The sequence below is a fragment of the Streptosporangium sp. NBC_01469 genome (assembly GCF_036227305.1).
Lineage (GTDB): Bacteria > Actinomycetota > Actinomycetes > Streptosporangiales > Streptosporangiaceae > Streptosporangium.
On sequence record NZ_CP109465.1, the window covers coordinates 7,196,193 to 7,222,586 of the forward strand.

Sequence of the window (26,394 nt, forward strand, 5' to 3'; positions counted from 1 at the left end):
CTCCCCGGCCTCAGGTCCCGTCGGCGCAGGCCACACCGGGCCGGGTGAGGCGCTCGGGATCGACGACGTGGTCGTAGAGGTCCTCACCGACGCCCGACCTCAGGGCGGCGTCCTTGAGGGTGAGGTCCTCGCGCAGCGCGCGGTGGGCGATGCGCGCGGCCTCGTCGTAGCCGATGGCCGGGCTGAGCGCGGTGACCATCATCAGCGACCGGTCCACGTTGTCTCGCAGCCTGGCGGTGTCGAGCCGGACGCCCTCGACGAGATAGGCGCGGAAGTGGTCCATCGCGTCGGCAAGCAGGCGCAGCGAGCGCAGGACATTGTCGATGACGACCGGCCGGAAGGCGTTGAGCTCGAAGTTGCCCTCCGCACCCGCCATCGCCACCGCCGCGTCGTTGCCCATCACCTGCACGCAGACCATCAGCACCGCCTCGGCCTGGGTCGGGTTCACCTTCCCCGGCATGATCGAGGAACCCGGCTCGTTGGCGGGCAGCACCAGCTCGCCCAAGCCCGTACGAGGCCCCGACCCCAGCCAGCGCATGTCGTTGGCGAACTTGAACAGGGGCACCGCCAGGGTGCGCAGCGCCGCCGAGAAACGCACCAGCGCGTCGCAGGAGGCCTGCGCGGCGAACGCGTTGGGAGCGCCGGTGAAGTCGAGCCCGGTGAGAGCGGCGATCCGCGCGGCGACCGCGTCCCCGAACCCCGGCGGCGCGTTCAGCCCGGTGCCCACCGCCGTGCCGCCGATCGCCAGCCGGCGCAGCCCCGCCAGCGTGTGCCGGAGATGCTCGGCGGCGTCGCCGAGCTGGGCTGCATACCCCGACCACTCCTGGCCGACCGTCAGCGGCGTGGCATCCTCCAGATGGGTACGGCCGATCTTGACCACGTGCTCCCACTCGCGGCTGCGGGCCCCGGCGGCGTCCCTCAGATGCGCCAGCGCGGGCAGCAGGCGGCCGGTGGCGGCCCGCAGCGCGGCGATGTGCATCGCGGTGACGAAGGTGTCGTTGGAGGACTGCCCCATGTTGACGTGGTCGTTGGGATGGATCGGCTCCTTGGCGCCGAGCCGGCCGCCGAGCAGCTGGATCGCCCGGTTGGAGATCACCTCGTTGACGTTCATGTTCGACTGCGTGCCGGAGCCGGTCTGCCAGACATACAGCGGGAACTCCGCGTCCAGCTCACCGGCGATGATCTCATCGCAGACCCGGCAGATCAGGTCGGCCTTCCAGCCGGGCAGGCGCCCGGCCTCGCCGTTGACCAGGGCCGCGGCCTTCTTGACGACACCGTAGGCGTGGTAGACGGCCCTGGGCATCCGGTCCTCGCCGATGTCGAAGTGGATCAGCGACCGCTGGGTCTGCGCACCCCAGTAGTGATCGGCCGGGACCTGGATCTCCCCCATGGAGTCGCTCTCGGTACGGGTGCCCGCGACCGGCAGCCCGATCGGCACGTCAAAAATCTTCGGCGCGGCCTGCCTGGCGCGGCGCGGAGGGTGGGCGGCCACCGTCAGACCCCCCTGACCGGCCGGTAGCGCGGCTGCCACATCGCGTCCTGGACCTGCTGGACGGGATCGGGCAGGTCCACCCGGGCCAGGCCCTCGGCGGCGGCCTGGCGGGCGACCGCGACGGCGACGGTGGCCGAGACCTCCCGCAGGTCACCGACCGGCGGCAACAGCGAGGCGCCCGGAGCCGAGAGGTCGGCCATCGCGCCGACCGCCTCGGCCGCGGCCTGGAGCATGCCGCCGCTGACCCGCCGGGCCCGCGAGACGATCACCCCCAGGCCCAGCCCCGGGTACAGCAGGGCGTTGTTGGCCTGGCCGATGGTGTGGGTGAGGCCGTCGCAGGTGACGGGGCCGGCCGGGACGCCGGTGGCGACCAGGGCGCGGCCCTCGCTCCAGCCGATCAGGTCCTCGGGCATCGCCTCGATGCGGCTGGTCGGGTTGGAGATCGGGAAGATGACGGGCCGCTCGACGGCGGCGGCCATGGCGCGCACGATCTGCTCGGTGAAGGCGCCGTGCGCGGTGGAGGTGCCCAGCAGCATGGTCGGGCGGATGCGGCCGACGACCTCGCCCAGCCCGATCCCGTTCTCGCGGGCGTCCCTGGACCAGCCGGCCACCTCCGAGGCCGGGCGGGCGTAGGGGAGCTGGAAGTCCCGCAGGCCCGACATGTCGTCGGTCAGCAGCCCCTGGCGGTCGACCGCCCAGATCCGCCGGGTGGCCTCCCGCACCTCCAGGCCGTCGCGCGCCATCGCGTCGCGCAGCTGGTCGGCGATCCCGATGCCCGCCGTGCCGGCGCCGAAGACGACGATCCTCTGGTCGCGCATGGGCGTGCCCGAGACGCGGACGGCGCCCAGCATGGCCGCCAGCACGATCGCGCCGGTGCCCTGCATGTCGTCGTTGAAGGTGGGCAGGCGGCCGGTGTAGCGCTCCAGGATGCGCCGGGCGTTGGAGGGGCCGAAGTCCTCCCAGTGCAGCATCGCGCCGGGAAACAGGGCACTGACCGCCGAGACGTAGGCGTCGACGAAGTCGTCGTAGCGCCGTCCCCGCACCCGCGAGTGCCGGTTGCCGACGTAGAGGGGGTCGTTGAGCAGTCTCTCGTTGTCGGTGCCCACATCCAGCGCCACGGCGAGGACCCGGGCGGGGTCGACTCCCGCGGCGGCGGTGTAGACGGCCAGCTTGCCGACCGCGATGCCCGCGCCGCCGCCCACCCCCCAGTCGCCGATGCCGAGGATCTCCTCGGCGTCGGAGGCGACGATCAGGTCGACGTCGTCGGGCCCCAGGCCCAGATTGGCGAAGGCCCGCTCGATACCCGCCGCGTCGTCGACCGACAGGTAGACCCCCTGCGGCCGGCGGTACTCGTGGCTGTAGCCCTCGATCGCCCGCGCGATCGTCGGGTCGTAGACGATCGGCAGCATCTCGGGCAGGTGATCGCCCAGCAGCCGGTAGAACAACACCTCGTTGCGGTCCTGCAGCGCCGTCAGGTAGATGTTCTTGCGCAGGTCGTCCGGTTGCGCCAGATACTGCGCGTACGCGCGGCGCGCCTGCCGCTCCAGCGTCTCGACGGCCGCCGGCAGCAGTCCGTGCAGGCCCAGCTCCTCGCGTTCGGCCGGGGTGAAGGCCGTGCCCTTGTTCAGCAGCGGGTTGTCCAGGACCTCCAGGCCGCGCCCCGTGGTGGCGTAGCTCCCGTCGGGATTCTCCGCGAAGCCGCGGCGCGTGCCCTTGGGCTGTGCTCTCCTGCCTGGTGACATCGCCTTCCCCGTCCCTCGGCGCGCGGGCTCGTACCCGTTATGCCCTCCCCGGGGTACGGCGGCGAACGCCACAACAAGGACAAAGATTCCTTTTGCCGCTTATCACCCTTTCAGCGGAGCCCTTTCAGAGGAGGGTGAGCTGGGCCTGGCGGGGCAACGCCAGCGGCAGGGGCTGCTCGGGCCGCGTCGGCCCCATCCCGTAGCGGGCGGCCAGCTGCAGGACCTGGCCGGTCAGGCTGCGCACATAGCCCGGCTCGGCGTCGGCGCCCCCGCCGTACAGCTCGGCGTAGCGGGGCTCGAGCTCCGGATGGTGCTCACCCAGCCAGGCGAGGTACCACTCGCGCGCGCCGGGGGGCAGGCGCAGCACCTGCGGGACGCAGCTGACGGCCCCGGCGTCGGCGATGCGCCGCACGGTGGCCGCGAGCTGGTCGGGGGAGTCGGTCAGCAGCGGCAGGATCGGCGCCATCGCCACCCCGCACGCCACCCCCCGCTCGTTCAGCTCCGCCACCAGCTCCAGGCGTTTTTGCGCACTGGGCGCCCCGGGCTCCACCGTGCGGCGGATCCGATCGTCGACGAACGCGACCGACACCACCGCCCCGGCCCCCGGAGTGGCGGCCAGCAGCTCGGCGTCGCGCAGGATCAACCGGCTCTTGGTGTGGACGGTGAACGGCGCCCCGGCCTCGCGCAACGCCGCCACCAGGCCCGGCATCAGCCGGTAGACCTCCTCCACCCCCTGGTAGCAGTCGCCCCCCACCCCCACGGTGACGTGCTCGCCGTCCCAGCGCGAGCCCAGCTCCGCGCGCAGCCGCCGCACGATGTTGGTGCGCACCACGATCCGCGACTCGAAGTCACCTCCGGCGTCCAGCCCCAGGTAACGATGGCCGCGGCGCACCGAGCAGTAACGGCAGGCCTGGGCACACCCCCGGTAGGGACTGACCGCCCAGCCCTCGGGGGTACGGTCCAGCGCGGTGCGCGCCTGCACCTCGTAACAGGTCAGGGCCCCGTGAACCCTGATCAGCGCGGAGCGCTCGATCCGCGGCCTGGCGTCGGGCGGCGCGGCGAGCAGGGGAGGCGCGTCCCATCGCATACGGCTCAGTGGAACACGCTTTCGACACCGCCCGCAAGCCGGGCAGGTCGTGGCGCCGCACGGCCCCGCTCCCGGACCCGGCCATCGGCGATCGACGAAAAATGGTATGTTTGTGCCGATTTTCGGGGGAGTGGAGTCAGTTATGGCGTGGTTGATCCTGGCCGGGGCGATCATCGCCGAGATCGTGGCTACCACCGCCCTCAAACTGAGCGACGGATTCGCCCACAAGGGCTGGTCGCTCCTCGTCGTCGCCGGCTACGCCGCCGCCTTCATCCTGCTGGCACAAGCCCTCAAACTGCAGATGGAGGTCGGCACCGCCTACGCGGTCTGGGCCGGAGCCGGCACCGCCCTCATCGCCGCCATCGGCGTGCTCTTCCTCGGCGAGACGATCAGCCTCGCCAAGATCGCGGGCATCGCCCTGATCATCGGCGGCGTCGTGGTACTCAACCTGGCCGGAAGCACCCACTGACCCCCGGCACACCCCCCGCGGATAACACCTCGCCCGCCACACCGCCGCTGCCCTACCCTGGCCGGGTGCTGAAGCCTTCCTACCCCATCCGGACCGACCGCCTCATCCTGCGCCCCTACACCCCCGACGACCTCGACGCCCTGCACGCCATCCACCGCCTGCCCCAGGTCACCCGCTACCTGTACTGGGGACCACGCGAGCGCGAGCAGACCCGCGAGGCACTGGAAAGAAAAATCACCGAAACGGCGCTGCTGGAGGAGGGACAAGCCCTCACCCTGGCCGTGGAACTGGCCGCCACCGGCGAACTGCTCGGCGACGTCCTGCTCATCTGGCACAGCCGCGCGAACCGCACCGGCGAGATCGGCTACGTCTTCCACCCCGACCACAACGGCAGGGGATACGCCACCGAGGCCACCCGGGCCATACTGGAACTCGGCTTCGACGGCCTGGACCTGCACCGCGTCATCGGACGCCTCGACGCCCGCAACGAGGCCTCGGCCCGGGTACTGGAAAAACTCGGCATGCGCCGCGAGGCCCACTTCCTCGACAACGAGATCGTCAAGGGCGAGTGGACCAGCGAGGTCGTCTACGCCATCCTGAGCCGCGAATGGCACGCCCGCCACTGAACCCGCACCCCGCCACCCCCGCCCACGGCGGGCCCCGGTTGAACGACGGGCACGCAGAAGGCACCATGTCTGCGATGACCATTCTGCATCTCGCCCTGGCCTCCGACTGGGAAAGCGCCCGCCGAGCGGGGGAGTACCGCGTCTCCACCATCGGCCGCACCCTCGACGACGTCGGCTTCATCCACGCCTGCGCCGACCACGAGCAACTGCGCGGCGTCGTGGAACGCTTCTACCGCGACGTCACCGACCCTCTCGTGCTGCTCAGCGTCGACCCCACCGGCCTCGACGTCCGCATGGAGATCCCCGACGACGCCCCCGAGGCCTTCCCGCACATCTACGGCCCCCTCCCGGTCACCGCGGTGACCTCCGCCCAGCCGTTCACCCCGCCCGGCCCCGACCCCGTCGGTAGGCTCCGCGCATGAGCGACGTACCCGGACCGACGATCCGCACCCTCGACTCCATGGTCGTCTACACCAACCCGTGGATCAGCGTGCGCGAGGACCGCATCCAGCGCCCCGACGGCTCACACGGCATCTACGGCGTCGTGGACGTGCCCGACTTCGCCATCGTCATCCCCATGGAGAACGACGGCTTCCACCTCGTGGAGGAATACCGCTACCCGGTGGGGCGGCGCACCTGGAACTTCCCCCAGGGCGGGGTCAAGGACAGCCCGTCACCCCTGTTCACCGCCCACACCGAACTGGCCCAGGAAACCGGCCTGCGAGCCACCTCGATGACCCACCTGGGACGCCTGGACAACGCGCACGGCACCACGGGCCAAAACTACGACATCTTCCTCGCCACCGGCCTGACCGCCGGCGCCCACGAGCGCGAGCACACCGAACAGGACATGCGCCAGGACTGGGTCACCCGAGCCGAGCTGGAACAGATGATCCTGCGCGGCGCCATCACCGACAGCAACTCGATCGCCGCCTACGCCATGCTCCTGCTGCGCGGCGCGGCCTGAGCGGCCACAAAGACCGGCCCCGCGTGCTCCTGCGCGCCGGCAGGGACCCACCCCGCACCACCCGCATCACCGCCACGAATCCGATGATCTCACCCCCCACACGACGGCCCCGCGGCGCTACGCTCAGCCCATGTCGAACCTGACCATCCTCCTGCTGACGGCGGTCATCGTGGCGGCGGTCATTGCCCTGATCGTCTTCGCGGTACGAGCGGCACAACACCCCAGAAACACCCTGGTCGGCGGGGGAATCGGCCCCGAACTCGTCGAACGGCTCCTGGAACTCAAGGCCTCCGGCCAGTTCGACCAGGCCGTCTTCCTGGTCCGCGGCGAGACCGGCATGAGCCACCGCGCCGCCGCCCGTTTCGTCAGGAAACTCAGGCCGACACCCCCACCCTGACCCCCCAACCCCTCGAGCGGGGCCGGCCAAAACCACCGGCATGAACCCTTCGATACCCTGAGGACGACCCCGGCGAGCTCCGGCGACCCCCGGCGACCCCCGGCGACGTGGACGGGGCCGCCCGGCGGGCGTCCGGACCCCGACCACCCGCCCCGCGGCCCCGCACCCGCCACCGCAGCCCCCCCGGGCCGCCCCACCGCACGACCCCGCACCTTCGCCGCAGCACCACCCCCGCCCCACCGCCGGGCGGCGCGGCACCCGAGCGCGAGCACACCACCGCACCCCCCACCCGCAGGCCACGGCCGGCACGAACCGGCCGGGCGACACCTGATCCACCGGCCCCGCGCCCTCCACGACGCGAGATCGGCGGCCACCAGCGGCACCAGGGGGGAAGAACCACCATGCGCCCGACGAGAACCCGACGATGACCGCGCCCCGCCGGGAGAGCACCCCACCATCCGCCCGGACCGTGTGGGCACCGACCTCCACCACCCCGCTGCGCGACTTCCTGCGCACCGAGACCGGCAGCGCCATCGTCCTGCTCGCCGCGACCTTGGCCGCCCTGGTCTGGGCCAACGCCGCCCCCTCCACCTACGAGCAGTTCTGGCACACCCCCCTGTCCATCACCGCCGCAGGCTCCGGCGTCTCCCAGGACCTGCGCCAGTGGGTCAACACCGGCCTGATGACGTTCTTCTTCTTCGTCGTGGGACTCGAAGCCCGCCGCGAGTTCGACATGGGGGAGCTGCGCGACCGAAGACGACTCCTCCTGCCCCTCGCCGCCGGTATCGGCGGCATGATCGTCCCCGTCGCGATCTACCTCGGCTTCAACGCGGGCACCCCGGCCGCCCACGGCTGGGGCATCGCCATGTCCACCGACACCGCGTTCGCCCTCGGCATGCTCGCCCTGTTCGGATCCCACCTGCCGGCCCGCCTGCGCACCTACCTGCTCACCGTCACCGTCGTCGACGACCTGCTCGCCCTCGCGGTCATCGCGATCTTCTACAGCGAGCACGTCACCCCACTGCCGCTCCTGAGCGCCACAGCCGTCTTCATCGTGATCCTCACGGTCCGCGCCCTCGGCGTACGCCACGGATCCCTCTACGCCCTGCTGGGCGCCGTGGCATGGGTCGCGCTGCTGCGCTCCGGCGTCGAACCGGTCATCATCGGCCTGGCGATGGGACTGCTCACCTACGCCTCCCCGGCCTCACGCGGCGACCTGGAACGCGCCACCGACCTGTTCCGCCTCTTTCGCGAACAACCCACCCCCGCCCTGGCCCGCTCGGCCCAGGGCGGCCTCACCTCGGCGATCTCCCCCAACGAACGGCTGCAACAGCTCTACCACCCCTGGACGAGCTACGTCATCGTTCCCCTGTTCGCCCTGTCCAACGCCGGGATAACCCTCAGCGGCGACTTCCTGGCCCACGCCCTGCTCTCCCCGATCACCCTGGGCGTCCTGCTGGCCTACACGGTCGGCAAACCCGCCGGGATCATCGCCTCCTCCTGGCTGGTCACCCTGCTCAGCCGCGGCCGCGTGCGCCCGCCGGTCGGCTGGGCCGCCGTCACCGCCGGCGGCGCGATCGCCGGCATCGGCTTCACCGTCTCCCTGCTGATCGCCACCCTCGCCTTCGACGGCCCCCAGCTCCAGCAGGCCAAGTTCGGCATCCTCGCCGCCGCCCTGTGCGCGCCCGTCATCACCTGGGCCGTCTCCCGCGCCACCACGATGCTCCCGGTACGGCTGCGCATCCGCGCCCTGCTGGGCAGCGCCGACACCATCGTCGACCTCGCCGCCCCCGTCGACCCCGACCGCGACCACCTGCGCGGCCCCGCCGACGCACCGGTGACCGTCATCGAGTACGGCGACTTCGAATGTCCCTACTGCGGCCAGGCCGAACCGGTCATCCGCCGCGTCCTGGCCGACCTCGGCGACGTCCGCTACGTCTGGAGACACCTGCCGCTCACCGACGTCCACCCCTTCGCCCAGCTCGCCGCCCAGGCCGGCGAGGCCGCCGCCGCGCAGGGAGCGTTCTGGCAGATGCACGACCGCCTGCTCGCCCACCAGGACCGCCTGCGTCCCTTCGACCTCATCGACCACGCCCGCGACCTCGGCCTGGACCTCGACCGCTTCCGCACCGACCTGCACGACCAGGCCGCCGCCGCCCGAATCGCCGCCGACGTCGACTCCGCCGACGTCAGCGGCGTGTCCGGCACCCCGACGTTCTTCATCAACGGGCGGCGCCACCACGGCGCCTTCGACCTCGACAGCCTGTCATCGGCCATCCGCTCGGCCCGCGCCCGCGCCACCCTGGACCACCGGCAAGGATAGAGCGCCACCCCGGCACTCACCGCCCGGCGTCATCTCCAGGACACCGCGGGGGAGCGGGGCGGCCGATGCCGCCCAGCAGGTTGACGACCAGGGCCTCGGCGAACTCCTCGGTCAGCGGCCGGTCCGGCACCAGGAGCCGGTGGTAGCAGGCACCCCACAGCTGGTCGACGACCACCTCGGGATCCAGGCCCTCCCGCAGCTGACCCCGCTGCCCGGCCCGCTCCAGAGCCCGCACGGCCAGGGCCCGGCGCGGCCCCGAATAGCGCTCCCGGTAAACAGCCGCCAGATCGGGATCGGTCTGGGCCTGACCGATGAGCTGCGGCACCACGATCCCGGCCCGGGTGTCACGCATCAGCCGGACGAACGCCTTCAGCTGCGCGGTGAGATCGGCGGCGATGTCCCCGGTGTCGGCAAAAGCCAGGACGGGGCCCACCACACCGAAATAACCCTCCAGGGCCAGCGCCCCCTTGGAGGGCCACCACTTGTACAGCGTGACCCGGCTCGCACCCGCCAGGGCGGCGACCTTCTCAACCGTGAAACCGGCCATGCCCTCGGCCAGCAGGAGCTCACCGGCCGCCCGCAGCACCTCCCGGCGCACCTGGTCGGCCGGGCGGCGCCCCCGACCGCGCCGGACCGGCGGATGGGCGGGCGGGCTGGGATGCGTCACGATCAACCTCCCGGGAACACGCACACGGCGCGACCACACATATGTACACAGCGTACATAGCTTTGAGTACCGTACCGGCCCCCACGACAGGCCGCCCCGGCGGACTTGATCCGGACGCCGCCCCGGCGGACCGCCCGGACCAAACCCCCAAGACAGGGGAGAGGACCTACCCGCTGCGGCGCAGCAACATCGCACCCAGGGCCGCCCGAGCGTTCCTGTCGAAATCCGCACTGTCGTTGACCCGCGGAAAGGGACCCTCAGGCACCGCCACCCCCAAAAACCCGCACAGCGGCTCCCACCCCTGACCAACCTCGAACCGCAACAGCCTGCCGGGCGGGATCGCCGCCACCACGTCGTCGACATGCGCCCGAAACACCCTCAGCACCCGCTCGGGATCCTCCCAGCACCCACCGAAGACCCGCTCCTGGACCGTCAGCCTGACCATCTGCGAGAAGGCGGCCAGGTCGGTGCCCAGCACCGAGGACAGCCCGCGCATCGCCCTGCCGGAAAACCCGCCGCCGCGCCGGAACCGCTCGAAGACGGTGGCGTTCATACTGGCCAGCCAGCACCCCGGATCCCGCACGGTGAGAACGACCTTCGCCTCGGGAAAGTACTCGGCGAGCTCACGCCAGTAGGCCGCCGACGGCCAGTCCACACAGGAGTCGTAACCCCCCAGAAGATCCTCCCAGCTCACCGGCCGCCCCTCGGCCAGCGCGAGCCACCCGCGCACCTGCCCCGGCCGCTCGATCACCTCCGTCATGTGGTGACACGGCCCGAAACCCAGCCGCTCCAGGGCCATCTTGAGCGAAAGCGTCCCCGTACGGCCGAAACCCGCCCCGATGACCCGCATAATCCCTGCCAATCCACCTCGGAAACCGCCCGGCGGCCACCCCGGCAATCTCTCACCGACCCCCGCGGCCACCGAAAAGCCCCGCCGGACGCGAGGAGAGCCTCGACCGTGACATGGCACTTCACAGCCGGCCCGAAACTCCGGGAGAAGGTACGCGAGATGCAGCGGCACGCCTTCGAGATACAACTGGCCGCCGCCGAGGAGTTCGAGACCATCAAGGTCGAGACCGGCCTCTTCGCCGTCACCGCCCCCAGCATCGCTTCCTCGGCCCCGGACAAGGGCCTGCGGCCACTCGGCGCTGCCCCAGGACGCTTCTTCCACCATCGTGGACAAGGACGGTGTGTGAACTGTTCCTCTTTCAGGCGCAGCTCTTCCGCTCAACCAGGCACACCTTGACCTCTGGATAGCTCGCCGACGCCCGATCGAGCAGGGGCTGCGGTGTGCCGCGCAAGTGCAGGTCGAGGAAGGCGGCCACGTACGCGCGGGTGATCTCCATCGACCGGGCGGCGGGCAGCGTCGCGCCGGTGTCCAGGCCCGCTTGCTCGCCAAGCAGGGAGATGTCGGTGAAGGAGGCGTGCTCGGCGCCGGCGACCACGAGCCAGCGCTTCCACCCGGTCAGGTGCTGCCAGGCCGCCTGCCACGAGGCGGATTCCTGGTCGCCCGGGGTGCGCGTGGCCTGCGCGCCGAAGAAGAGGAACGGCTTGCCGAGCCCGCTCGGCGGCACGGGCACGATGGCCAGGCCGTCGATGTTCACCCCTGCCTTGATCCTGGGGTCCTTCAGCAGGGCCGCCACCGAGCTGGCGCCGCCCGCTGAGTGGCCGGCCATGGCGATCTTGTCCGGGTCGATGAGCCGGGCCCCCTTCCACATGGGGCGCGGGCCGGTCAGCTGGTCGAGGACGAAGGAGACGTCGTCGGAGCGGGTGGCGCCCACCTTGTCCCAGAAGGTTTGGTCGTGTGGCTGGACTTGGCAGGCCGTGCAAGTGACCACGCGGCCGCTGGGGAAGACAGTGGCGATGTTCTCGTGCGTGTGGCTGATGGCGGCCACGACGTAGCCTCTGCTCGCCAGGTCTTCGGCGAGGCCGGTGAGCGAGCTGCGGGTCTTCTGGAAGCCGGGGGAAAGAACGACGAGGGGCAGCTTGCGGGCCTTGCCCGCCGGCGGCGCGTCACTGAAGGCGTGGGTGTGCGTCCGGGCAAGCAGGTCGGCCCGGACGCCGGTGACACCGGCGTCCTTCAGGGTGAGTTCCGATTCCTTGGCGCTCATGTACGGCGCTGCCTGCCTACCCGCCTTCCTGGCCGGGTACCACAGCGAGACCATGAGCTGTCTGGACTTCGAACCGGCATCCCAGGGATCGGGGCGCGAGGTGTCGGTGAGGTGCAGCGAGGTGGTGCCGACCGGTTGGGAGCCGGTCGGGTCCGGGAGTGAGAGCGCGGTGTCACGTGCCGTCTTGGGCGGTTCGGCGGGGGCGCCCGGAGAGGGATTGCGTGACGGGCGGTCCACGGAGGGGCTCCCGGCCTTAGGGGCGGACGCCGGCGTGCACGCGGTGATCGCCATGACGAGCAATCCGGCCGCGATGGCCATATGACGCATGAATTCGCCTTTCGAAGATGTATGGCGACGACGCTAGGCGCGGGCGATGCCGTGCCGCGTCGGCCGTCGTGCCGATCCTCGCGGCGGGGTCATCATTGCGATGTAGTCACGCGGACCGACGCGCCCCTTATGGGACATACAGGACAATGCCTGGGTGGTAGCAAGATGGCTGGCTCTCGTGCGTCCCGACCAGTGGCCTCCTCGTCCGTCCAAGCGGGCGCTCCTGGCCGACCTGCTGGTGGCGCTCGCCCTGACCGCCCTCGCGGTAACGGCGACCGCCTCCGCCCCCGAGGGCGCGCATCGGGTCCCGCTGGCCGAATCCTTGCGGCTGCAACCCGTGATCGCCTCGCCGGCCGACGAAGCGCGCCCGATCGTGCCTGCGCAGGATCCGCCGCAGGGTCCGCTCGTGCTGCTGGTGATCGCGACCGCCCTGCCGCTGGCGGCGCGGCGACTGAGCCCGCTCGGCGCCTTCTGGGTGGTGCTGCTCGCCGCACTGGCCACGCACGACGACGCGACCTGGATCACCGTGCTGACGTGTGCCGTCGCCGCCTACAGCGCGATGGCACACAGCCGACACCTGACCCTGGCAACGGGCGGGCTCGCGGTGGCCGCCGTGCTGGCGGGCGTGGCTTTCCACGACTCCGTCGCCAGCCTGCCGAACTGGCTGGGCCCGTTCACCGTCCTGCTGAGCGCCGGGGTCGTGGCCGGCGCGGTCCGCCTGTGGCGCCGGCGACTGGACGAAGCCGGCCGTACCCAGGAGGAGGCCACTCGCCGGGCCGTGGAGCTGGAGCGCTCCCGGATCGCGCGCGAACTCCACGACATCGTCACCCACAACGTGAACGTGATGGTCATCCAGGCCGGAGCCGCCCGCAAAGTGATGGACGCAGCGCCGGAACGGTCGAAGCAGGCCATGCTCGCGGTCGAGGCCAGCGGCCGGGCGGCCATGGCGGAGCTGCGCCACGTCATGGGCCTGCTGGCCGGTCCGGGCAGCGGTCCTGCGGAGATCTCAGACGACGGGCTGCAGCCGCAGCCGGGGCTCGACCAGCTGGACACGCTGATGGAGCGGGTGCGCGCGACCGGGGCGCGGATCCAGGCGGACGTGGCGCAACCACCCGGCCCGCTGCCGCCAGGGGTGGAAATGGCCGCCTACCGGGTGGTGCAGGAGGCACTGACCAACACCATGAAGCACGCGAACGGCGCGACGGCGTCCGTCACGATCCGCTACCCCGGGGAATGGATGGAGATCGAGATCGCCGACACCGGCGGAGCACGCGCGCCGCGAACAGGAGGCGGGCAGGGCCGAGGACTGGCCGGACTACGGGAAAGACTGGCAATCTACGGCGGCAGCCTGCGTGCCGGACCTACCGGCGACGGATATCTGGTCACCGCACGCCTCCCCTGGAGCACGACGTGAGCGCCTCCCTGCGCGTGGTCATCGCCGACGACCAGGCGCTGGTGCGCAGCGGGTTCGGCATGATCCTCACCGCCGACGGCATCGAGGTGGCGGCCGAGGCGGCCAACGGCGCCCAAGCCGTCGCCGCCGTCCAGCGGACCGCCCCGGACGTGGTCCTGATGGACATCCGCATGCCCGAGATGGACGGCATCGAGGCCACCCGGCGGATCGTCGCGGCCGACACCCGCGGGGCGCGCGTCCTCATCCTGACCACCTACGACCTCGACCAATACGTCTACGCCGCCCTGACCGCAGGCGCCAGCGGCTTCCTGCTCAAGGACGTCACCCCCGAGCAACTCGTGGCGGCGGTCCGGGTGGTACACGCGGGCAACGCCCTGCTCGCCCCCGCCATAACCCGCCGCCTGGTCGAGCGCTTCACCCGCCCCGACGAGGCGATCCACCGCGACCTGTCCGACCTGACACCCCGCGAGCTGGAGGTGCTGCGCCTGATGGCCACCGGGTTGAGCAACGCCGAGCTGGCCGAACGGCTGGTCCTCAGCCCGGCCACGGTGAAAACCCACGTCGCGCGCATCCTGGGCAAGCTGGATCTCCGCGACCGCGTCCAGGCAGTGGTGCTCGCCTATGAGGTCGGGCTGGTCACCCCACGCTCGACCGGCCGTTCGGCGGTTGGCCAAGCACTCGACGCACTCGACGCACTCGACCACGCCTGATGGCAGGCGTGGAGGGTTTCTTACCGCCGTCGTGGGCCTGGATATCACGCCCGCGCCCCATCGGTGAAACCACCAACCGGGGTAGTGGTCCACCATCGGATCCACAGCGGCTGGCCGGTCGCGAGGATCTTCAATAGCGCTGACCTGCCCATATTCGTCCGCCAAAGCGAATACTTACCCTGACAACACAGGGGAGAGGCCACCCACGCGCCGATCTCAAGGACGATAACAACCGCTGCCATCAAACAGGCAAAAAAGATGCTCAGCGAATCAGGGCAAATGAGACAAATCGCTCGGCCGAGCAGATCGTTTGAGATGACCATGATCACCGATCAGGCGAGGTGGGACGCGAGGCCCTACATCTACGAATGAGACAGGACGGTCCCGTGCGGCACGCGCCGGCGGAACCTCGCCACCGCTTGATCATTTTGGAGTCCGGCGGCTTGTGGATCTTGTTCGACGAAACGATCAAGCGGGGGTGATCATGCACGGAAAGGGACTCCGGGCGCCATGGCGCACCCGGGAGGGAACCGCGCCGTTCTCCGCCTTCCCGCGGCGGCGGGGAGCACTCGGCGGGCAAAGAACCGCACGGCACACCGGACAGGCCCTATCAGCACAAAACAGCTCTAACCATACAGAAGGTCAATTCTGTCTGGTATCAAGTGAGCAGCCCAAATCTGTAGCTTCTCCGTTCTTTGTCCTGTCTCACGGAACGTGGCCCTCGTCTCACCAAAGTGGCCCCGCACGTGATTTCTGTCCCGTCTCATCGAACCTGGCCCACGTCTCACGCAGCTGGCCCAATTCGCAAATTTGTCTCACCGCGCTGGAGAACGCTCACCATCGATCGATTCGTCGACGGGCTGGCTGATTTTTACGCCGAGATTCGGAAGGTCGCACCCGATTACATCCCTCGCGGCGCGAACGATCCAGTCCTGCACTGGGTCGATGATCAGTTACGCCTTAACGAGGCCCTCCGCAGTGGGAGAGACCCGAGAATCGTGCTGCCGCAGCTCGGGTTGAGCTGGGCATTCCGCTGACATGACACAGCCTTAGACTTAGCGCATGCCGCGCTTCGAGGTCGTTACGCATGTCATCGCGCCGCCGGATCGGGTCTTCGACATCTCGCTGGACGTGGGCGTCCATACCACCTCGATGGCGGGCTCGTCCGAAAAGGCGGTCGGCGGAGTGACCGCCGGCGGCTTGGAACTCGGTGAGAGCGTCACCTGGCAGGCACGACACTTCGGCATCCGCTGGCGGATGACCTCCGCGATCAGCGCTTACGACCGGCCGGGGTATTTCGTTGACGAGCAGGTGTCGGGCCCGTTCAAGCACTGGCACCACGCTCACCGTTTCCAGTCCGACGGCCATGGCGCCACGGTGATGAGCGACATTATCGATTTCGCCGCGCCGCTTGGTCCTCTGGGGACCATCGCTGAAGTCCTGGTCCTCCGCCGCTACATGCGCAGGTTGATCCAAGTCCGGAACCAACACGTCAAACAGGTTGCCGAAACCGCTCCCGCAGTCGAGTGACGATCCGCCACGTTAGACCACATCGTGTGAGGCGGTTTGAGCATTCCGTTGAGATGGACCACATTGAATGAGACAGGACAATTTCGTCTCATCAAGATGGCCCACCGATCCAGCCCCGCCCTGGCCTATGGTGGCGATCATGAGATGGATGGCGGCCGGGGTCCGATAAGGTGGCGTTCTTCGGCCGACGCGGGCTTCCGGAGTCTCTGAAGGCGAACGCCCGTGATGAACCTCTGTTGAAGGCCCTGTTTCACCCGATCTGGAATCACCTGCTGACGGCGGATCCGCACACCGCTCCCCTGGGCTCGGCCACGTTGATCGACAAGGGAGGGCGGGGCGGATGAACCTGCGTAATGCGGTTCTATGGGGAGATCGGCGACCGCGTGCGCTCTGGTTACCAGCGGGCAGGAGACGGCTACGATCTTCTCCGCCGGTGGGTGGAGACTCCGGCCCGTCTCCTTCGGCTGGTCAGGATTTGTCTCCGGTGAACGCCTGGGCGAACGTGTCCGGCGTGAAGAGGACGGTCAGCCGGGAGAGGGGCCAGCAGATCGCCACGGCGCGGCCGGTCACATCGTCCTCCGCGATCGTCCCCTCGCCTTCCTGCTCCTCGTGGTTACGGGAGTCCCGGGAGGCCGAGCGGCGGTCGCCCATGACCCACAGGCGGCCCTCGGGAACGACCTTCTCGAACTCCTCCTTGGAGGGGAAGTCATCGGGGTGGAGGTAGTCTCTCTCGTCGAGCGGGATCCCGTTCACAGTGATCCTCTTCTCGGCGTCGCAGCACTTGACGGTGTCACCGCCGACCGCCATGACCCGCTTGATGGTGTCCTGTCCGTCCCAGCCTTTGAAGACCACCACATCACCGCGCTCGGCCGCACCATGCAGCTTGTTGACGATCACACCGTCGCCCTCGCGCAGGGTGTTCTCCATGGACTCCGACGGGATCCAGAACAACCGGAAGACGAACACCTGTAGCAGCATCGCCACCGCGACGCTGCAGGCCAGCAGGAACAGGCTCTCGCGTACGCCCCCCTTGCGGGACGACTTTTTCTGCTTGTTCTCAGACCCGGCCGTCATGAGACGCCTCCATTGGCCTCAGGCTTTCGCGGTGAACTTCGCCGGGCTTGATCGCCTACACGACAAAAGCGCCTGCGACCTGGAAGGATGGGACTTGCCGGAAGTCCTGTCCGCACCAGTTCGCGAGGCATTTTTCGCGTGAAGGTTACCGCTTCCCGCCACACAAGATCAACGCGTTCGTCAACGGGCCTGGTTCGGCAAGCTCGGTTCCACCGACCGGGAGCCCCCGACCGCCTTGGAGAAGTCGTCATGACCATGCCTGAGAGCCTCACGACCTGGCGCGACGCTCGCTACGACATGCCTGTCGGTCAGCAGTTGGAGCGCTACAACGAGTTGGCCGTCAAGAACGCGTCGGCTCGCGCCCGGATTGAGCTGGTGGCCCGGGGGTCTATGACCCTGCGCGGCACGGAGCCGATGACCGGCCTCCGCTCACCGTGGCCGAACACATCGAACTGCTGGCACTTGCGGAGTGCGTCGCGCGTACTGTGCGCCATCCCTCCAACGTCCACCATGCGCTGTTGGCCGGGGTTACCTGGGCCGAGATCGCCCGCGTTATCGATTCCGACGAGATCGCCGTCCGGCGGGACTACCGGCAGTGGGCTGACGACCAGTACGACCTCAACCAGCGCTACTCTGACCGCGGCATGACCGCCGACGAGCACGCCGCCGCGATTGCCGGAGCCGCGGAGGGGGTGGGAGACACCCGCTGAGTGAACACCGTCGACGGGCCGTATTCGAAACCGGCCATGGGTCGATCTTGAAGGCTGTTTTCGCAGGTCGGTATGTGGTCAGCGGCCCGATCTTCACGAGATCCGCCGCCGGTCACCCCGAACTACAATCGCCGAGTTGGACAGGTACTCCCCTGCCGGTCCCGTAGACCAGGAAGGTGACGAGTCAGTGGGCAACATTTCACGGTCGAGTCGCGTGCTCCCCGCCGAACTGACCCCCTTCATCGGCCGCCGCCAGGAGGTCGCCGAAGTCCGTCGCCTGCTTGAGCCGAGCCGGCTGCTGACTCTGACAGGTCCCGGTGGCATCGGTAAAACACGGCTCGCCATGCATACGGCGCGCATGAGGCACCGGGCGTTCCCCGGCGGTGTCTGGTCCGTCGACCTCAGTACGCTGACGGATCCGAGTCTCCTCCCGCAGATGGTGTCCGCGGCGATGGGTCTTGCGGATGTGTCCACCGCGTCGCGGATGGAGGCGCTGGTCGACTATCTGGCGGACCGGCAGGGGCTGCTGGTCCTGGACAACTGTGAGCATCTGGTCGACAGCTGTGCCCGTCTCGCCCGTACTTTGCTCCGGGCGTCCGAGAGCCTTCGGGTCCTCGCCACCAGCCGTCAGCCACTCGGTGTTGAGGGTGAGCAGATCTTCCAGGTCCCACCGCTCACGGTGCCGCTGGAAGCCTCGGCCGGGGAGTCCGCCGAGATCCTGATGCGTTATGAGTCCGTCGGTTTGTTCGTCAGCCGGGCACAGGCGGTCTTCCCGGGGTTCCAGTTGGATGCCGGCAATGGCCTGTCGGTGGCGCGTCTGTGCCGCGATCTGGAGGGGATCCCCCTCGCCATCGAACTGGCCGCGGTTCGCATGCGCTCGTTGTCCGTGGAGCAGATCGTCGCTCGTCTTGATGATCGATTCAAGCTTCTGTCGATCGGGCACAGGGGGCGTGAGGCCCGGCAGAGCTCGCTCACGGCGATGGTCGAGTGGAGCTATGACCTGCTGGATCCGCTCGACCGTACGCTGTGGGCGAGATTGACCGTCTTCGCCGGTGGCTTCGACCTCGCGGCGGCGGAGGCGGTGTGCTGTGACGAGGGCCTTCCATCGGAGTTGTTGCTGGATCGTCTGCACAGCCTTGTCGAGAAATCGATTGTGATCCGGGATGACGGCAGCACGGGTGTGCGTTACTGCATGCTTGACACCTTGCGGCAGTTTGGCCGTGCCCGCCTGGGCGAATCGGGCGAGCTGGAAAAGATCAGAGCGCGACACCGTGACTGGTGTGGCGCGCTCGCCGCACGGGCGGCGGCCGGGTGGGCGGAGTCGGGACAGCGTCACTGGAGCCGGCGGCTCAAGGCTGAGCGGCACAACATCCGGGTCGCGATCGAGTACTGCCTGACGACTCCGGACGAGGCCGTCAGGGGTCTGCATCTGGCCGCGGATCTTTGGCCGTTCTGGCTGGTTCACGCGGTGAGCGAGGGCAGACGCCATGTGGAGCGCCTGCTGGCCGCCCTGCCCGGGGGCGCCGAGGCGGACGCGGGTAGGGTCCGGGGGTTGTGGCTGGCGGGTTGGCTGGGGTTCTACCAGGGGGACATCGGAGCCGCCCGGCGCCATGGCCAGGAGGGCAGTGCGCTGGCCGAGCGGCTCGGCGACGACCTCAGCGGTGCGTACGCGACCTATGTCCTGGGGTTGGCCGCCGCCTGCGATCGTGACTACCTGGGGGCCAGGGCTCTTTTGAGCGCGGCGCGTGATCGTTGCGATGTGGTGGGTGACCTGCCGGGACGGTGGCTCGTCACCGCGGATCTGGCGGGTGTGCTGGGTGTGCTGGGTGAGATCGACGTGGGCGTGGAGCTGTGCGGTTCGGCGATCGAGCAGTGCGCTCGTCGGGGCGCGCGTTGGAACCAGTCGTATCTCTTGTGGATCCTCGCCGATCTCAGGCGCAGGCAAGGAGATCTCGATGAGGCCACGCGCCTGCTCAAGGAGATCCTTGAGACCAATCGCGACTTCGAGGATCCGACCGTCATCGGTGCCTGTCTGGAGTCGCTGTCGTGGGTGGCGGGCTGGCGAAAGGACGCGGACTCGGCGGCGTGGCTGCTTGGTGCGGCGCATGCGATCTGGGGCAAGGCGGGAATCTCCCTGTTGCAGTACGCCGCGTGGGCGGAGGCGCACGAGGACACTCGTGAGTACGCGCGTGGATCACTGGGGCAGGCGGCGTTCGAGAAGGCGTACCAGCGTGGCGAGCAGATGACGCCCGCGGCCACGATCGACCATGTTCTCGACAGGGCGGCGAAGGTGTCGCTCCAGGATGTGCGCGCCACGGCGAGCTCCGGGGAGCTCACCGCCCGGGAGATCGAGATCGCGGAGTTGATCAGTGAGGGTCTGACGAACAAGAAGATCGCGCAACGGCTGGTCATCGCGCAACGTACGGCCGAGGGTCACGTCGAGCGGATTCTGCGCAAACTTGGATGTACTTCCCGGGCGCAGGTGGCGGCCTGGTGGATGTCGCGCGCCGCGTCATAGGGCTCGACCCGGTGAACCGGCCGTCGCGTCCGGCCCCGGGCCCCGGCTCCGTTCGTGGAGCCTGGGTCGGCTTCGAGCCAGGACGGTCGCGCGACGTCTCCCGCGCATGCCGGCCACTGAGAGTGATTTCAGATGGAACGCGGGAAAGTGGGGGATTTCTCCCCTAACTCCGTGACGCCGGGTCGCCCAGACTGTTCGGCGAGCGCGTGAGCTTTTCGCGGGACGCGGAGCATCGGGCATCGAGCGGGTCATACGGACTCCGAGACGGACTCCGAGGGGGCCGCGTGGTCGCCCATGTGAGCCGGGACGTCCCGGCGAGGCGTTCGTGGACCGAGTTCACGCGGGAGATGCCTCATCGGCCCGGGCGTACGCCCGCGGGCGGATGTGGCCAAACAGGGGAGGAATGAGATGCGCAAGCGTGCCGTCTCGATCGCTGAGGACAAGGGGAGGGCACTGTGATGGCCCACAACGATCGTTCACCCGTCACCGTCATCGGTCTCGGCCTGATGGGCTCGGCGCTGGCCCGGACGCTGGTGAAGAACGGATATCCGACCACCGTGTGGAACCGTAGCGCCGAGAAGGCCGATGAGCTGGTGGCTCAGGGGGCGACCCGGGCCGCGACCGCTCGTGAGGCCGCCGCGGCGAGCCCGACGGTGATCGTCTGCGTGACGGACTACACCGCCGCGTACGAGGTCCTGGGCTCATGCGGGGATGCCCTGGCGGGGCGCAATCTCGTGCACCTGAGCACGGGCACCCCGGAACAGGCCCACGAGGCGGCCGCGTGGGCGTCCGAGCGCGGCGCCCACTACCTCGACGGGGCCGTGATGGCCACGCCGAGCGGTGTGGGGGGATCCGAGGCCGTTCTCTTCTACAGTGGATCAGAGGCCGTGTTCTCGGCCGAGCAGGAGATGCTGAACCATCTGGGCGGCGCCACGTCGTATCTCGGGGCCGACCATGGCTTGGCCTCGCTGTACGATTCGAGCCTTCTCGGCGTGGAGTGGGGCGTCCTGAGCGGCTATTTTCACGCCTTCTCCCTGGTCGGCACCGAGGCAGGCAAGGCCTCGACGTTCCTGCCGGTCGCCATCCAGTTCCTCAGGTCCATTGAGGCGGTCTTCCACGAAGCCGCCAGGCAGATCGACGAGGGCGAGTATCCCAGCGACGAAGAGACGCTCGAAATCCACCTGAACGCGATGGATCGCCTCATCGAGACGAGCCGTGCCCGCGGTATAGGTGCCGACGTGCCCGAATTCTTTAAGTCCATCATCACGCGGGCGGTCGCCCTCGGCCACGGTGGCGACGGCATGCCGAGCGCTTTCGAGGCGATCAGGCGACCGGCGTAGCTCGCCGCGTAGCCGGGGCACCGGGAACAGGGGGGCACCGCCCATCACAAGAGGGGTGGTGCCCCGTCCGGCCCGTCCCGCCACCCGCAGGGGAAGGTAAGCCGGTACGGACGGCGGCCGTACGCACTGTTAGGGCGGCTGCGGATCGAGAATTCGCGGTGTCAGGATCAGGCGGTGTCAGGCGGTGTCTTCGGTGTCTTCGGCTTTCCAGATCCTGCTGCGCAGGTCGGTGCCCCGGATGACCTGGATACGCCAGGGCTCCAGGCGGAGCACGTGCAGCTCGGGATCGGTGGGGCCCCCACGCCAGAAGTTGCCCAGGTCGTATCCGGCCCCTGCCGGGCTGGTCTGGCGGTAGAGGTCCCATACGTGCCGTTTGATTTCCAGATCGTCGGCCCATCGGGCGACGGTGTCGATGCTGACGGCGTTCTGCCGGGGGGTCCAGTAGGAGAAGGTGGTGTGCGGGTTGCCGGCCAGGTGTGCCGCCTTGACGGGGGTCTTGTAGGTGGCCAGCCAGCCGAGGGGGCGACCTTCGACGATCTCCCAGACCGGGATCAGCACTCGCGCCCGGGGACGCCCCTTCTTGTCGACGGTGGTCATGGTGGCGTAGACGATGTCGCCGATGTAGGCGTCGAACTCGTCCTTGATCGCGGTGAATGACGTCACTTCGGTGGCCATCGGCTCTCTCCGATCGTTGTCAGGCCGAGGTCTCGGCGAGGACGGGTTCAGCGCTTTCCGGCACCCTACGGGTGCGCAGGCCGAACGCGGTGATGACCGCGCCGAGGACTCCGGCGACGACCGGGACGAGGAGAGCGGTCCTGAGCGCCTCCAGCCCCGCTTGCGGTGAGAGGCCGTCGCCGAGCGCCGCGACGTTGACCGCAGTCACCGCCGACAGGCCGAGGGCGGTACCGAACTGCATCGCGGTGTACAGCAGACCGCCGGCCAGGCCGTGTTCGTGTTCGTCGATGCCGTCGGTGGCGGCCATGGTCAGCGGGCCGTAGGCCAGGGAGAAGGCCAGCCCCAGCAGGAGCATGGTCGGCAGCATGGCGGTGTAGGCCCAGTCCATCCCGACGGGCAGGAACAGCACGTAGGACAGGGCCGCCAGCACCAGCCCCCCGAACAGCACCGGGACATTGCCGAACCGGTTCACCAGCCGTGGTGTCAGGGTCGGGGCGAGAACCGTGTCGATGCCGATCACCAGCATGGCCAGGCCCGTCTGCAGCGTGCTCCAGCCCCGCACCTCCTGCAGGTACAAGGTGACCAGGAACTGGAAGCCGGCGAAGGAGGCGAGGAACAGCAGTGCCCCCAGGTTGGCGCGTACCAGGGGTCCTGATCGTAGGATGCCCAGCCGCACCAGCGGGTTGGCCGACCTCCGCTCGATCACGACGAAGGCGGCCAGCAGTGCCAGCCCCGCGAAGAGCGTCCCCACCGTGCCGGCCAGGCCGTTGCCGGGATCCTCCAGGCGGACCACCCCGTACACCAGCAGCAGCATCGCGCCGGTGATGCTGAACGCGCCGGCGAGGTCGAGACCGCCGCCGTCGCGCTCGGGGGCGTCGGGCTCCTTGAGAAGGGGGATGGCGGCCAGCAGGATCACCGCCGACAAGATGACCGGGGCGAAGAACACCCACCGCCAGCCGAGCGAGGCCAGCAGACCACCGGCGACCAGTCCGAGGGAGAAGCCGCCCGCCGCCGTTCCGGCGTAGACGCCCAGCGCCTTGGTGCGCTGGGGGCCCTCGGGAAAGTTAGCGGTGACGAGCGACAGTCCCGCGGGGGCCATGAACGCGGCGGCGACTCCGGTGACGAACCGGGCGACCAGCAGCATCCAGCCCTCGGTGGCGAACCCGCCCAGGCCGGAGAAGACCAGGAAGACGGTCAGCCAGATCAGGAACATTCGGCGGCGGCCGAACAGGTCGGCGATGCGGCCGCCCAGCAACATGAATCCGCCGTAGCCGAGCACGTAGGCGCTGACCACCCCGCTGAGCATTCCGGTGGACAGGCCCAGGTCGGCCCGGATCGACGGCAACGCCACGTTCAGCATCGCCACGTCGATCCCCTCCAGGAAGATCGCTCCGCACAATACGAACAACACACCCCAAGCGCGTCCGTCCATGCGGCCGCTCGATGTGGACATGGGTTTGTTCCTCTCGAAAAGGTGGGACCGGCCGTGGTTCTCCATCTGAGTGCCGGTTCCCTCTTGTAACCAGCTGCATCTTCGGACACCATCGATGACCGTGGAAGACGGCACTTCAAAGTCCCCTGGTTACTGCGGGGATACCGACGGCAACTACGACGTTCTCCAGTGGGACACGCGGGAGGATTGCGAGGTACGGCAGATCCTCGACCGGGTCGCCGACAAATGGTCGCTACTGGTCATCGCCCTGCTCGATCAGCGCAGCCTGCGTTTCACCGAGTTGCGTCGCAAGATCGACGGGATCAGCCAGCGGATGCTCGCCCGGACCCTGCGCCACCTGGAGCGCGACGGTTTGGTGAGCCGTACCGTGTATCCGGCCGTGCCACCGCGGGTGGACTACGAGCTCACGCCCATGGGCATGACGCTGCACCACACCATCCGCGCGCTGGTCGCCTGGACCGAGGAGCATCAGAACGAGATCGCCGCCGCCCGTTCGACGTACGACGCCCGGGTGGCGATCGAGCAGGAGATCACGGAGCGGGAGGCGCGGGAGCGAGCCGCCCTCGCCCGGGACGTCCTCGCGGGCGGGCACCGGCCGCAGCGCGCGAATGTCGGCTGAGCGCCGCCCGCTGTGACGTGCGGTCGCACCTCCCGGAAATGATCAACAGCTCCGGCCTGGGCGGCACGGGCCGGAGCGTGTACGGGATCCTTCACCGGGCTCTGTCTGGGGGCTCTGTCTGGGCCGAGCCGGGAACCGAGGTCGCCGAAGGCCCCCGTCGAGCGCGCTCCCCCGCCTCACAGGTGCATGACGCTGCTGTGGTGGTCGATGTGGTCGGCGGTGTCGTCGTCGAACCAGAGGCCGCCGGTGGCGAGGTAGCGGAATCGGTGGATTCCCGGTGGCAGGATGACCGAGACCGTGCGGGTGCCGTTGCGACGGCGGCGCATCTCGTGCAGGCCGGGCCGCCAGTCGTTGAAGTCGCCGACGACGCTGACGGTGCCGGAGGGGTGGTCGGCGGGCAGGGCGAAGGTGACGCGGGTTTTGCGGCCGAACAGTTGTGTGCGCCTGAGCATGTACGTCCTCCCTGGGAGCGGGGAATGAGGTCAGCTTCCCGGTTGGCGCGGTGGTTCGGTAGGGGTGCCTGCAGGCCGTAACACACTGTTCACGCCGGTTTCGTGATTTCAGCATTATCCGGATGACATTTGATAGCCCGCCGCTTCGGTTTCCCCCGGGACCTTCGAGACCTCGCACGGCCGGGCAGGCGGCGGGTCGGCCGGTGGTTCGCGCGGGGTCCGCCCGCCGGGGTGAAGGGCCTCTCCCCCGTACGTGATACGCCGCCCGGGGCGAGATGACGGGACTTTTCTCGCGGGCCCTGCGGGAGCGGGCGTTCGTCTACCGTGGGGGGATGAACATGATCGGTGATCTGCCGGGCGGGCCACTCCCCCGCGGCCGTGGCCGGCGGTGTCGTCCGGGCGGTCGCCGGTGACGCCGGCGTGGCGGGTGGGCTCGGGTGGCGGTGTTTCGGCGGGCGGGGCCGTGGCACTGGTGGCTGGTGAGCGGCCGTCGACGACGGCCCGGATGCGGGAGGGGTGTCGCCGGGATCATGCGGCCAGCTGATCTGAATCGTCTCAGTGTGGGCGAGTCGGCCGATCGTTACGTGGAGCTGGTGCGGGCCAAGACCCTGACCGGCGCGTTGTCGGTGTCGACGGCGGAGGTGTACGCGCGTGATGTGGCCACCTTCGTGGATCTGGCGGGCGAGGAGGTGGTGCTGGACGACCTGACCGGTGAGGACGTGGACGCCGTCCTGCTGGCTTTCGCCCGCAAGCCCGACGGGCGGCGGCGCTCGCGGCCCGAGGAGCGGGCGGGCGCGTCGCAGTCGGCCTCCTCCCAGGCGCGGTTTCGGCGGTCGATCTCGGCGTTGTTCAAGCACGCGGTGCTGGCCGGGTGGGTGCAGGTCAATCCGATGGCGATGGCGACGGTGACGGCCAGGGAGCGCGGCGGGCTGCGGCCGGAGCGGCGGGCGCTCACCCGTGAGCAGGCGCGGGGGCTGATCGGCGCGGCGCGTGAGCTGGGTGGCGAGCGAGACGGCGGGGCGGGTGCGGCCGAGGCGGCCGCGGCGCCGGCGGGGCGGGTGCGGCGGCGTGATCAGCACACCGAGTTGCGTGACGGGCTGATCGTGTTGATGTTGTCGACGATGGGGCCGCGGGTGTCGGAGCTGGTCCGGGCCAACGTGGAGGATTTCTACACCAACGACGGGGTGCGTTACTGGCGGATCTTCGGTAAGGGGGGCAAGACGCGGGATGTGCCGCTGCCCGGTGATGTCGCGCTGGTGCTGGAGGCTTATCTGCTGCATGGGCGGATGGCCTCCTCAGACAAGGCGTTGCTGTTGTCGTGGCGGGGGCGTCGTCTGGCGCGGGGGGATGTGCAGGCGGTGATCGACCGGGTGCAGCGGAGGGTGGATCCCGATCGTCGCCGTTCGGTGACGCCGCACGGGTTGCGGCACACCACGGCCACTCACCTGCTGGCCGACGCGGTGGACATGGACGCGGTGCGGCGGGTTCTGGGGCACAGCGATCTGGCGACGCTGGGGCGTTACCGCGATGAGCTGCCCGGGGAGTTGGAGGTGGCGATGCGGTCGCATCCGTTGCTGCGCGGTCCCGCGTCGAGCTGACCCCGTTTCCCGCGATGAGCTGCGCCTGGGTCAACGACGTGATCGTGTACGGCATCGGCCGTGCCATGCACGAGGACTCGCACGTGCATGGCG

At 69.4% G+C, this 26,394-nt stretch carries 24 protein-coding genes; 14 read left to right on the plus strand and 10 right to left on the minus strand.

Features of this window, described 5'->3' with window-relative positions:
- Positions 1 to 10: 10 nt before the first annotated feature.
- From fumC to OG587_RS31705, 3 genes are all read right to left on the minus strand, one after another.
- Entirely contained in the window at positions 11 to 1,531 is a 1,521-nt protein-coding gene (gene fumC / locus OG587_RS31695; protein WP_329081618.1) for a class II fumarate hydratase, read from the minus strand.
- On the minus strand, positions 1,495 to 3,234 hold the full coding sequence (locus tag OG587_RS31700; RefSeq protein ID WP_329081620.1) for an NAD-dependent malic enzyme: 1,740 nt from the start codon (positions 3,232 to 3,234) through the stop codon (positions 1,495 to 1,497). Before OG587_RS31700 ends, fumC begins: the two co-directional genes overlap by 37 nt.
- A gap of 124 nt (positions 3,235 to 3,358) precedes the next feature.
- On the minus strand, positions 3,359 to 4,321 hold the full coding sequence (locus tag OG587_RS31705) for a radical SAM protein (RefSeq protein WP_329081623.1): 963 nt from the start codon (positions 4,319 to 4,321) through the stop codon (positions 3,359 to 3,361).
- 142 nt (positions 4,322 to 4,463) lie between these two features.
- Between OG587_RS31705 and OG587_RS31710 the strand changes: the two genes are divergently transcribed.
- The 6 genes from OG587_RS31710 (at position 4,464) to nhaA (ending at position 9,103) form a co-directional block, all read left to right on the plus strand.
- Entirely contained in the window at positions 4,464 to 4,790 is a 327-nt protein-coding gene (locus OG587_RS31710; protein ID WP_329081625.1) for a DMT family transporter, read from the plus strand.
- A gap of 65 nt (positions 4,791 to 4,855) precedes the next feature.
- Positions 4,856 to 5,416, plus strand: a complete 561-nt coding sequence (locus OG587_RS31715) for a GNAT family N-acetyltransferase (RefSeq protein WP_329081627.1) — start codon at positions 4,856 to 4,858, stop codon at positions 5,414 to 5,416.
- Positions 5,417 to 5,490: 74 nt separating this feature from the next.
- Positions 5,491 to 5,838, plus strand: a complete 348-nt coding sequence (locus OG587_RS31720; RefSeq protein WP_329081629.1) for a DUF952 domain-containing protein — start codon at positions 5,491 to 5,493, stop codon at positions 5,836 to 5,838.
- Complete coding sequence (locus OG587_RS31725; RefSeq protein ID WP_329081631.1) at positions 5,835 to 6,383, plus strand: NUDIX hydrolase; 549 nt, start codon at positions 5,835 to 5,837, stop codon at positions 6,381 to 6,383. The genes OG587_RS31720 and OG587_RS31725 overlap by 4 nt, the downstream gene beginning before the upstream one ends.
- A 130-nt stretch (positions 6,384 to 6,513) precedes the next feature.
- Positions 6,514 to 6,780, plus strand: a complete 267-nt coding sequence (locus tag OG587_RS31730; RefSeq protein WP_329081634.1) for a hypothetical protein — start codon at positions 6,514 to 6,516, stop codon at positions 6,778 to 6,780.
- Positions 6,781 to 7,204: 424 nt separating this feature from the next.
- Complete coding sequence (gene nhaA, locus OG587_RS31735; protein WP_329081635.1) at positions 7,205 to 9,103, plus strand: Na+/H+ antiporter NhaA; 1,899 nt, start codon at positions 7,205 to 7,207, stop codon at positions 9,101 to 9,103.
- A gap of 16 nt (positions 9,104 to 9,119) precedes the next feature.
- On the opposite strand, the gene OG587_RS31740 is transcribed toward nhaA, so the two are convergent.
- The 3 genes from OG587_RS31740 to OG587_RS31750 all read right to left on the minus strand — a co-directional run bounded on the left by OG587_RS31740 (position 9,120) and on the right by OG587_RS31750 (position 12,208).
- Positions 9,120 to 9,770, minus strand: coding sequence for a TetR/AcrR family transcriptional regulator (locus OG587_RS31740; protein ID WP_329081636.1), 651 nt, complete (start codon positions 9,768 to 9,770; stop codon positions 9,120 to 9,122).
- 166 nt (positions 9,771 to 9,936) lie between these two features.
- Entirely contained in the window at positions 9,937 to 10,620 is a 684-nt protein-coding gene (locus tag OG587_RS31745; RefSeq protein ID WP_329081638.1) for a sulfotransferase family protein, read from the minus strand.
- Between the two features lie 358 nt (positions 10,621 to 10,978).
- On the minus strand, positions 10,979 to 12,208 hold the full coding sequence (locus OG587_RS31750; protein ID WP_329081640.1) for an alpha/beta hydrolase family protein: 1,230 nt from the start codon (positions 12,206 to 12,208) through the stop codon (positions 10,979 to 10,981).
- A 154-nt stretch (positions 12,209 to 12,362) separates the two neighbouring features.
- On the opposite strand from OG587_RS31750, the gene OG587_RS31755 reads away from it, so the two are divergent.
- The 3 genes from OG587_RS31755 (at position 12,363) to OG587_RS31765 (ending at position 15,862) form a co-directional block, all read left to right on the plus strand.
- Complete coding sequence (locus tag OG587_RS31755; RefSeq protein ID WP_329081642.1) at positions 12,363 to 13,622, plus strand: sensor histidine kinase; 1,260 nt, start codon at positions 12,363 to 12,365, stop codon at positions 13,620 to 13,622.
- Entirely contained in the window at positions 13,619 to 14,332 is a 714-nt protein-coding gene (locus OG587_RS31760; RefSeq protein ID WP_329081644.1) for a response regulator transcription factor, read from the plus strand. Before OG587_RS31755 ends, OG587_RS31760 begins: the two co-directional genes overlap by 4 nt.
- 1,062 nt (positions 14,333 to 15,394) lie before the next feature.
- Entirely contained in the window at positions 15,395 to 15,862 is a 468-nt protein-coding gene (locus tag OG587_RS31765) for an SRPBCC family protein (protein WP_329081646.1), read from the plus strand.
- A gap of 468 nt (positions 15,863 to 16,330) precedes the next feature.
- Here the strand turns inward: OG587_RS31765 and lepB are convergent, their stop codons facing one another.
- Complete coding sequence (lepB, locus tag OG587_RS31770) at positions 16,331 to 16,936, minus strand: signal peptidase I (protein ID WP_329081648.1); 606 nt, start codon at positions 16,934 to 16,936, stop codon at positions 16,331 to 16,333.
- Positions 16,937 to 17,370: 434 nt separating this feature from the next.
- On the opposite strand from lepB, the gene OG587_RS31775 reads away from it, so the two are divergent.
- From OG587_RS31775 to OG587_RS31785, 3 genes are all read left to right on the plus strand, one after another.
- Positions 17,371 to 17,646 carry a hypothetical protein gene (locus tag OG587_RS31775; protein ID WP_329081650.1) on the plus strand — a complete coding sequence of 92 codons (276 nt, stop codon included), beginning with the start codon at positions 17,371 to 17,373 and terminating at the stop codon, positions 17,644 to 17,646.
- A 187-nt stretch (positions 17,647 to 17,833) separates the two neighbouring features.
- Positions 17,834 to 20,164: an ATP-binding protein gene (locus tag OG587_RS31780; protein ID WP_329081653.1), complete on the plus strand. Its 2,331-nt coding sequence runs from the start codon at positions 17,834 to 17,836 to the stop codon at positions 20,162 to 20,164.
- Positions 20,165 to 20,622: 458 nt separating this feature from the next.
- Positions 20,623 to 21,504 carry an NAD(P)-dependent oxidoreductase gene (locus OG587_RS31785; RefSeq protein ID WP_329094078.1) on the plus strand — a complete coding sequence of 294 codons (882 nt, stop codon included), beginning with the start codon at positions 20,623 to 20,625 and terminating at the stop codon, positions 21,502 to 21,504.
- A gap of 177 nt (positions 21,505 to 21,681) precedes the next feature.
- On the opposite strand, the gene OG587_RS31790 is transcribed toward OG587_RS31785, so the two are convergent.
- The gene (locus tag OG587_RS31790; protein ID WP_329081654.1) at positions 21,682 to 22,179 is read right to left on the minus strand and encodes a pyridoxamine 5'-phosphate oxidase family protein; all 498 of its coding nucleotides are present in this window, start codon (positions 22,177 to 22,179) and stop codon (positions 21,682 to 21,684) included.
- Between the two features lie 19 nt (positions 22,180 to 22,198).
- The gene (locus tag OG587_RS31795) at positions 22,199 to 23,590 is read right to left on the minus strand and encodes an MFS transporter (RefSeq protein ID WP_329081656.1); all 1,392 of its coding nucleotides are present in this window, start codon (positions 23,588 to 23,590) and stop codon (positions 22,199 to 22,201) included.
- 136 nt (positions 23,591 to 23,726) lie between these two features.
- On the opposite strand from OG587_RS31795, the gene OG587_RS31800 reads away from it, so the two are divergent.
- Positions 23,727 to 24,251: a winged helix-turn-helix transcriptional regulator gene (locus OG587_RS31800; RefSeq protein WP_329081658.1), complete on the plus strand. Its 525-nt coding sequence runs from the start codon at positions 23,727 to 23,729 to the stop codon at positions 24,249 to 24,251.
- Between the two features lie 176 nt (positions 24,252 to 24,427).
- Here the strand turns inward: OG587_RS31800 and OG587_RS31805 are convergent, their stop codons facing one another.
- A complete protein-coding gene (locus tag OG587_RS31805) occupies positions 24,428 to 24,703 on the minus strand; it encodes an isoamylase early set domain-containing protein (protein ID WP_329081659.1) in 276 nt (91 codons plus the stop codon).
- A gap of 530 nt (positions 24,704 to 25,233) precedes the next feature.
- On the opposite strand from OG587_RS31805, the gene OG587_RS31810 reads away from it, so the two are divergent.
- Positions 25,234 to 26,301 (plus strand): tyrosine-type recombinase/integrase, encoded by a 1,068-nt coding sequence (locus tag OG587_RS31810; protein WP_443075274.1) that lies wholly within the window; start codon positions 25,234 to 25,236, stop codon positions 26,299 to 26,301.
- Positions 26,302 to 26,394: the final 93 nt, after the last annotated feature.

What these genes read in the sequence shown, in the direction of transcription:
- OG587_RS31805 (WP_329081659.1), bottom strand. Translation starts at nt 24,703, where the DNA reads ATGCTCAGGCGCACACAACTGTTCGGCCGCAAAACCCGCGTCACCTTC.
- OG587_RS31730 (WP_329081634.1), top strand. Translation starts at nt 6,514, where the DNA reads ATGTCGAACCTGACCATCCTCCTGCTGACGGCGGTCATCGTGGCGGCG.
- OG587_RS31800 (WP_329081658.1), top strand. Translation starts at nt 23,727, where the DNA reads ATGACCGTGGAAGACGGCACTTCAAAGTCCCCTGGTTACTGCGGGGAT.
- OG587_RS31790 (WP_329081654.1), bottom strand. Translation starts at nt 22,179, where the DNA reads ATGGCCACCGAAGTGACGTCATTCACCGCGATCAAGGACGAGTTCGAC.
- OG587_RS31700 (WP_329081620.1), bottom strand. Translation starts at nt 3,234, where the DNA reads ATGTCACCAGGCAGGAGAGCACAGCCCAAGGGCACGCGCCGCGGCTTC.
- OG587_RS31785 (WP_329094078.1), top strand. Translation starts at nt 20,623, where the DNA reads ATGGCCCACAACGATCGTTCACCCGTCACCGTCATCGGTCTCGGCCTG.
- OG587_RS31810 (WP_443075274.1), top strand. Translation starts at nt 25,234, where the DNA reads ATGCGGCCAGCTGATCTGAATCGTCTCAGTGTGGGCGAGTCGGCCGAT.
- OG587_RS31725 (WP_329081631.1), top strand. Translation starts at nt 5,835, where the DNA reads ATGAGCGACGTACCCGGACCGACGATCCGCACCCTCGACTCCATGGTC.
- OG587_RS31705 (WP_329081623.1), bottom strand. Translation starts at nt 4,321, where the DNA reads ATGCGATGGGACGCGCCTCCCCTGCTCGCCGCGCCGCCCGACGCCAGG.
- OG587_RS31720 (WP_329081629.1), top strand. Translation starts at nt 5,491, where the DNA reads ATGACCATTCTGCATCTCGCCCTGGCCTCCGACTGGGAAAGCGCCCGC.
- OG587_RS31745 (WP_329081638.1), bottom strand. Translation starts at nt 10,620, where the DNA reads ATGCGGGTCATCGGGGCGGGTTTCGGCCGTACGGGGACGCTTTCGCTC.
- OG587_RS31765 (WP_329081646.1), top strand. Translation starts at nt 15,395, where the DNA reads ATGCCGCGCTTCGAGGTCGTTACGCATGTCATCGCGCCGCCGGATCGG.
- lepB (WP_329081648.1), bottom strand. Translation starts at nt 16,936, where the DNA reads ATGACGGCCGGGTCTGAGAACAAGCAGAAAAAGTCGTCCCGCAAGGGG.
- nhaA (WP_329081635.1), top strand. Translation starts at nt 7,205, where the DNA reads ATGACCGCGCCCCGCCGGGAGAGCACCCCACCATCCGCCCGGACCGTG.
- OG587_RS31710 (WP_329081625.1), top strand. Translation starts at nt 4,464, where the DNA reads ATGGCGTGGTTGATCCTGGCCGGGGCGATCATCGCCGAGATCGTGGCT.
- OG587_RS31750 (WP_329081640.1), bottom strand. Translation starts at nt 12,208, where the DNA reads ATGCGTCATATGGCCATCGCGGCCGGATTGCTCGTCATGGCGATCACC.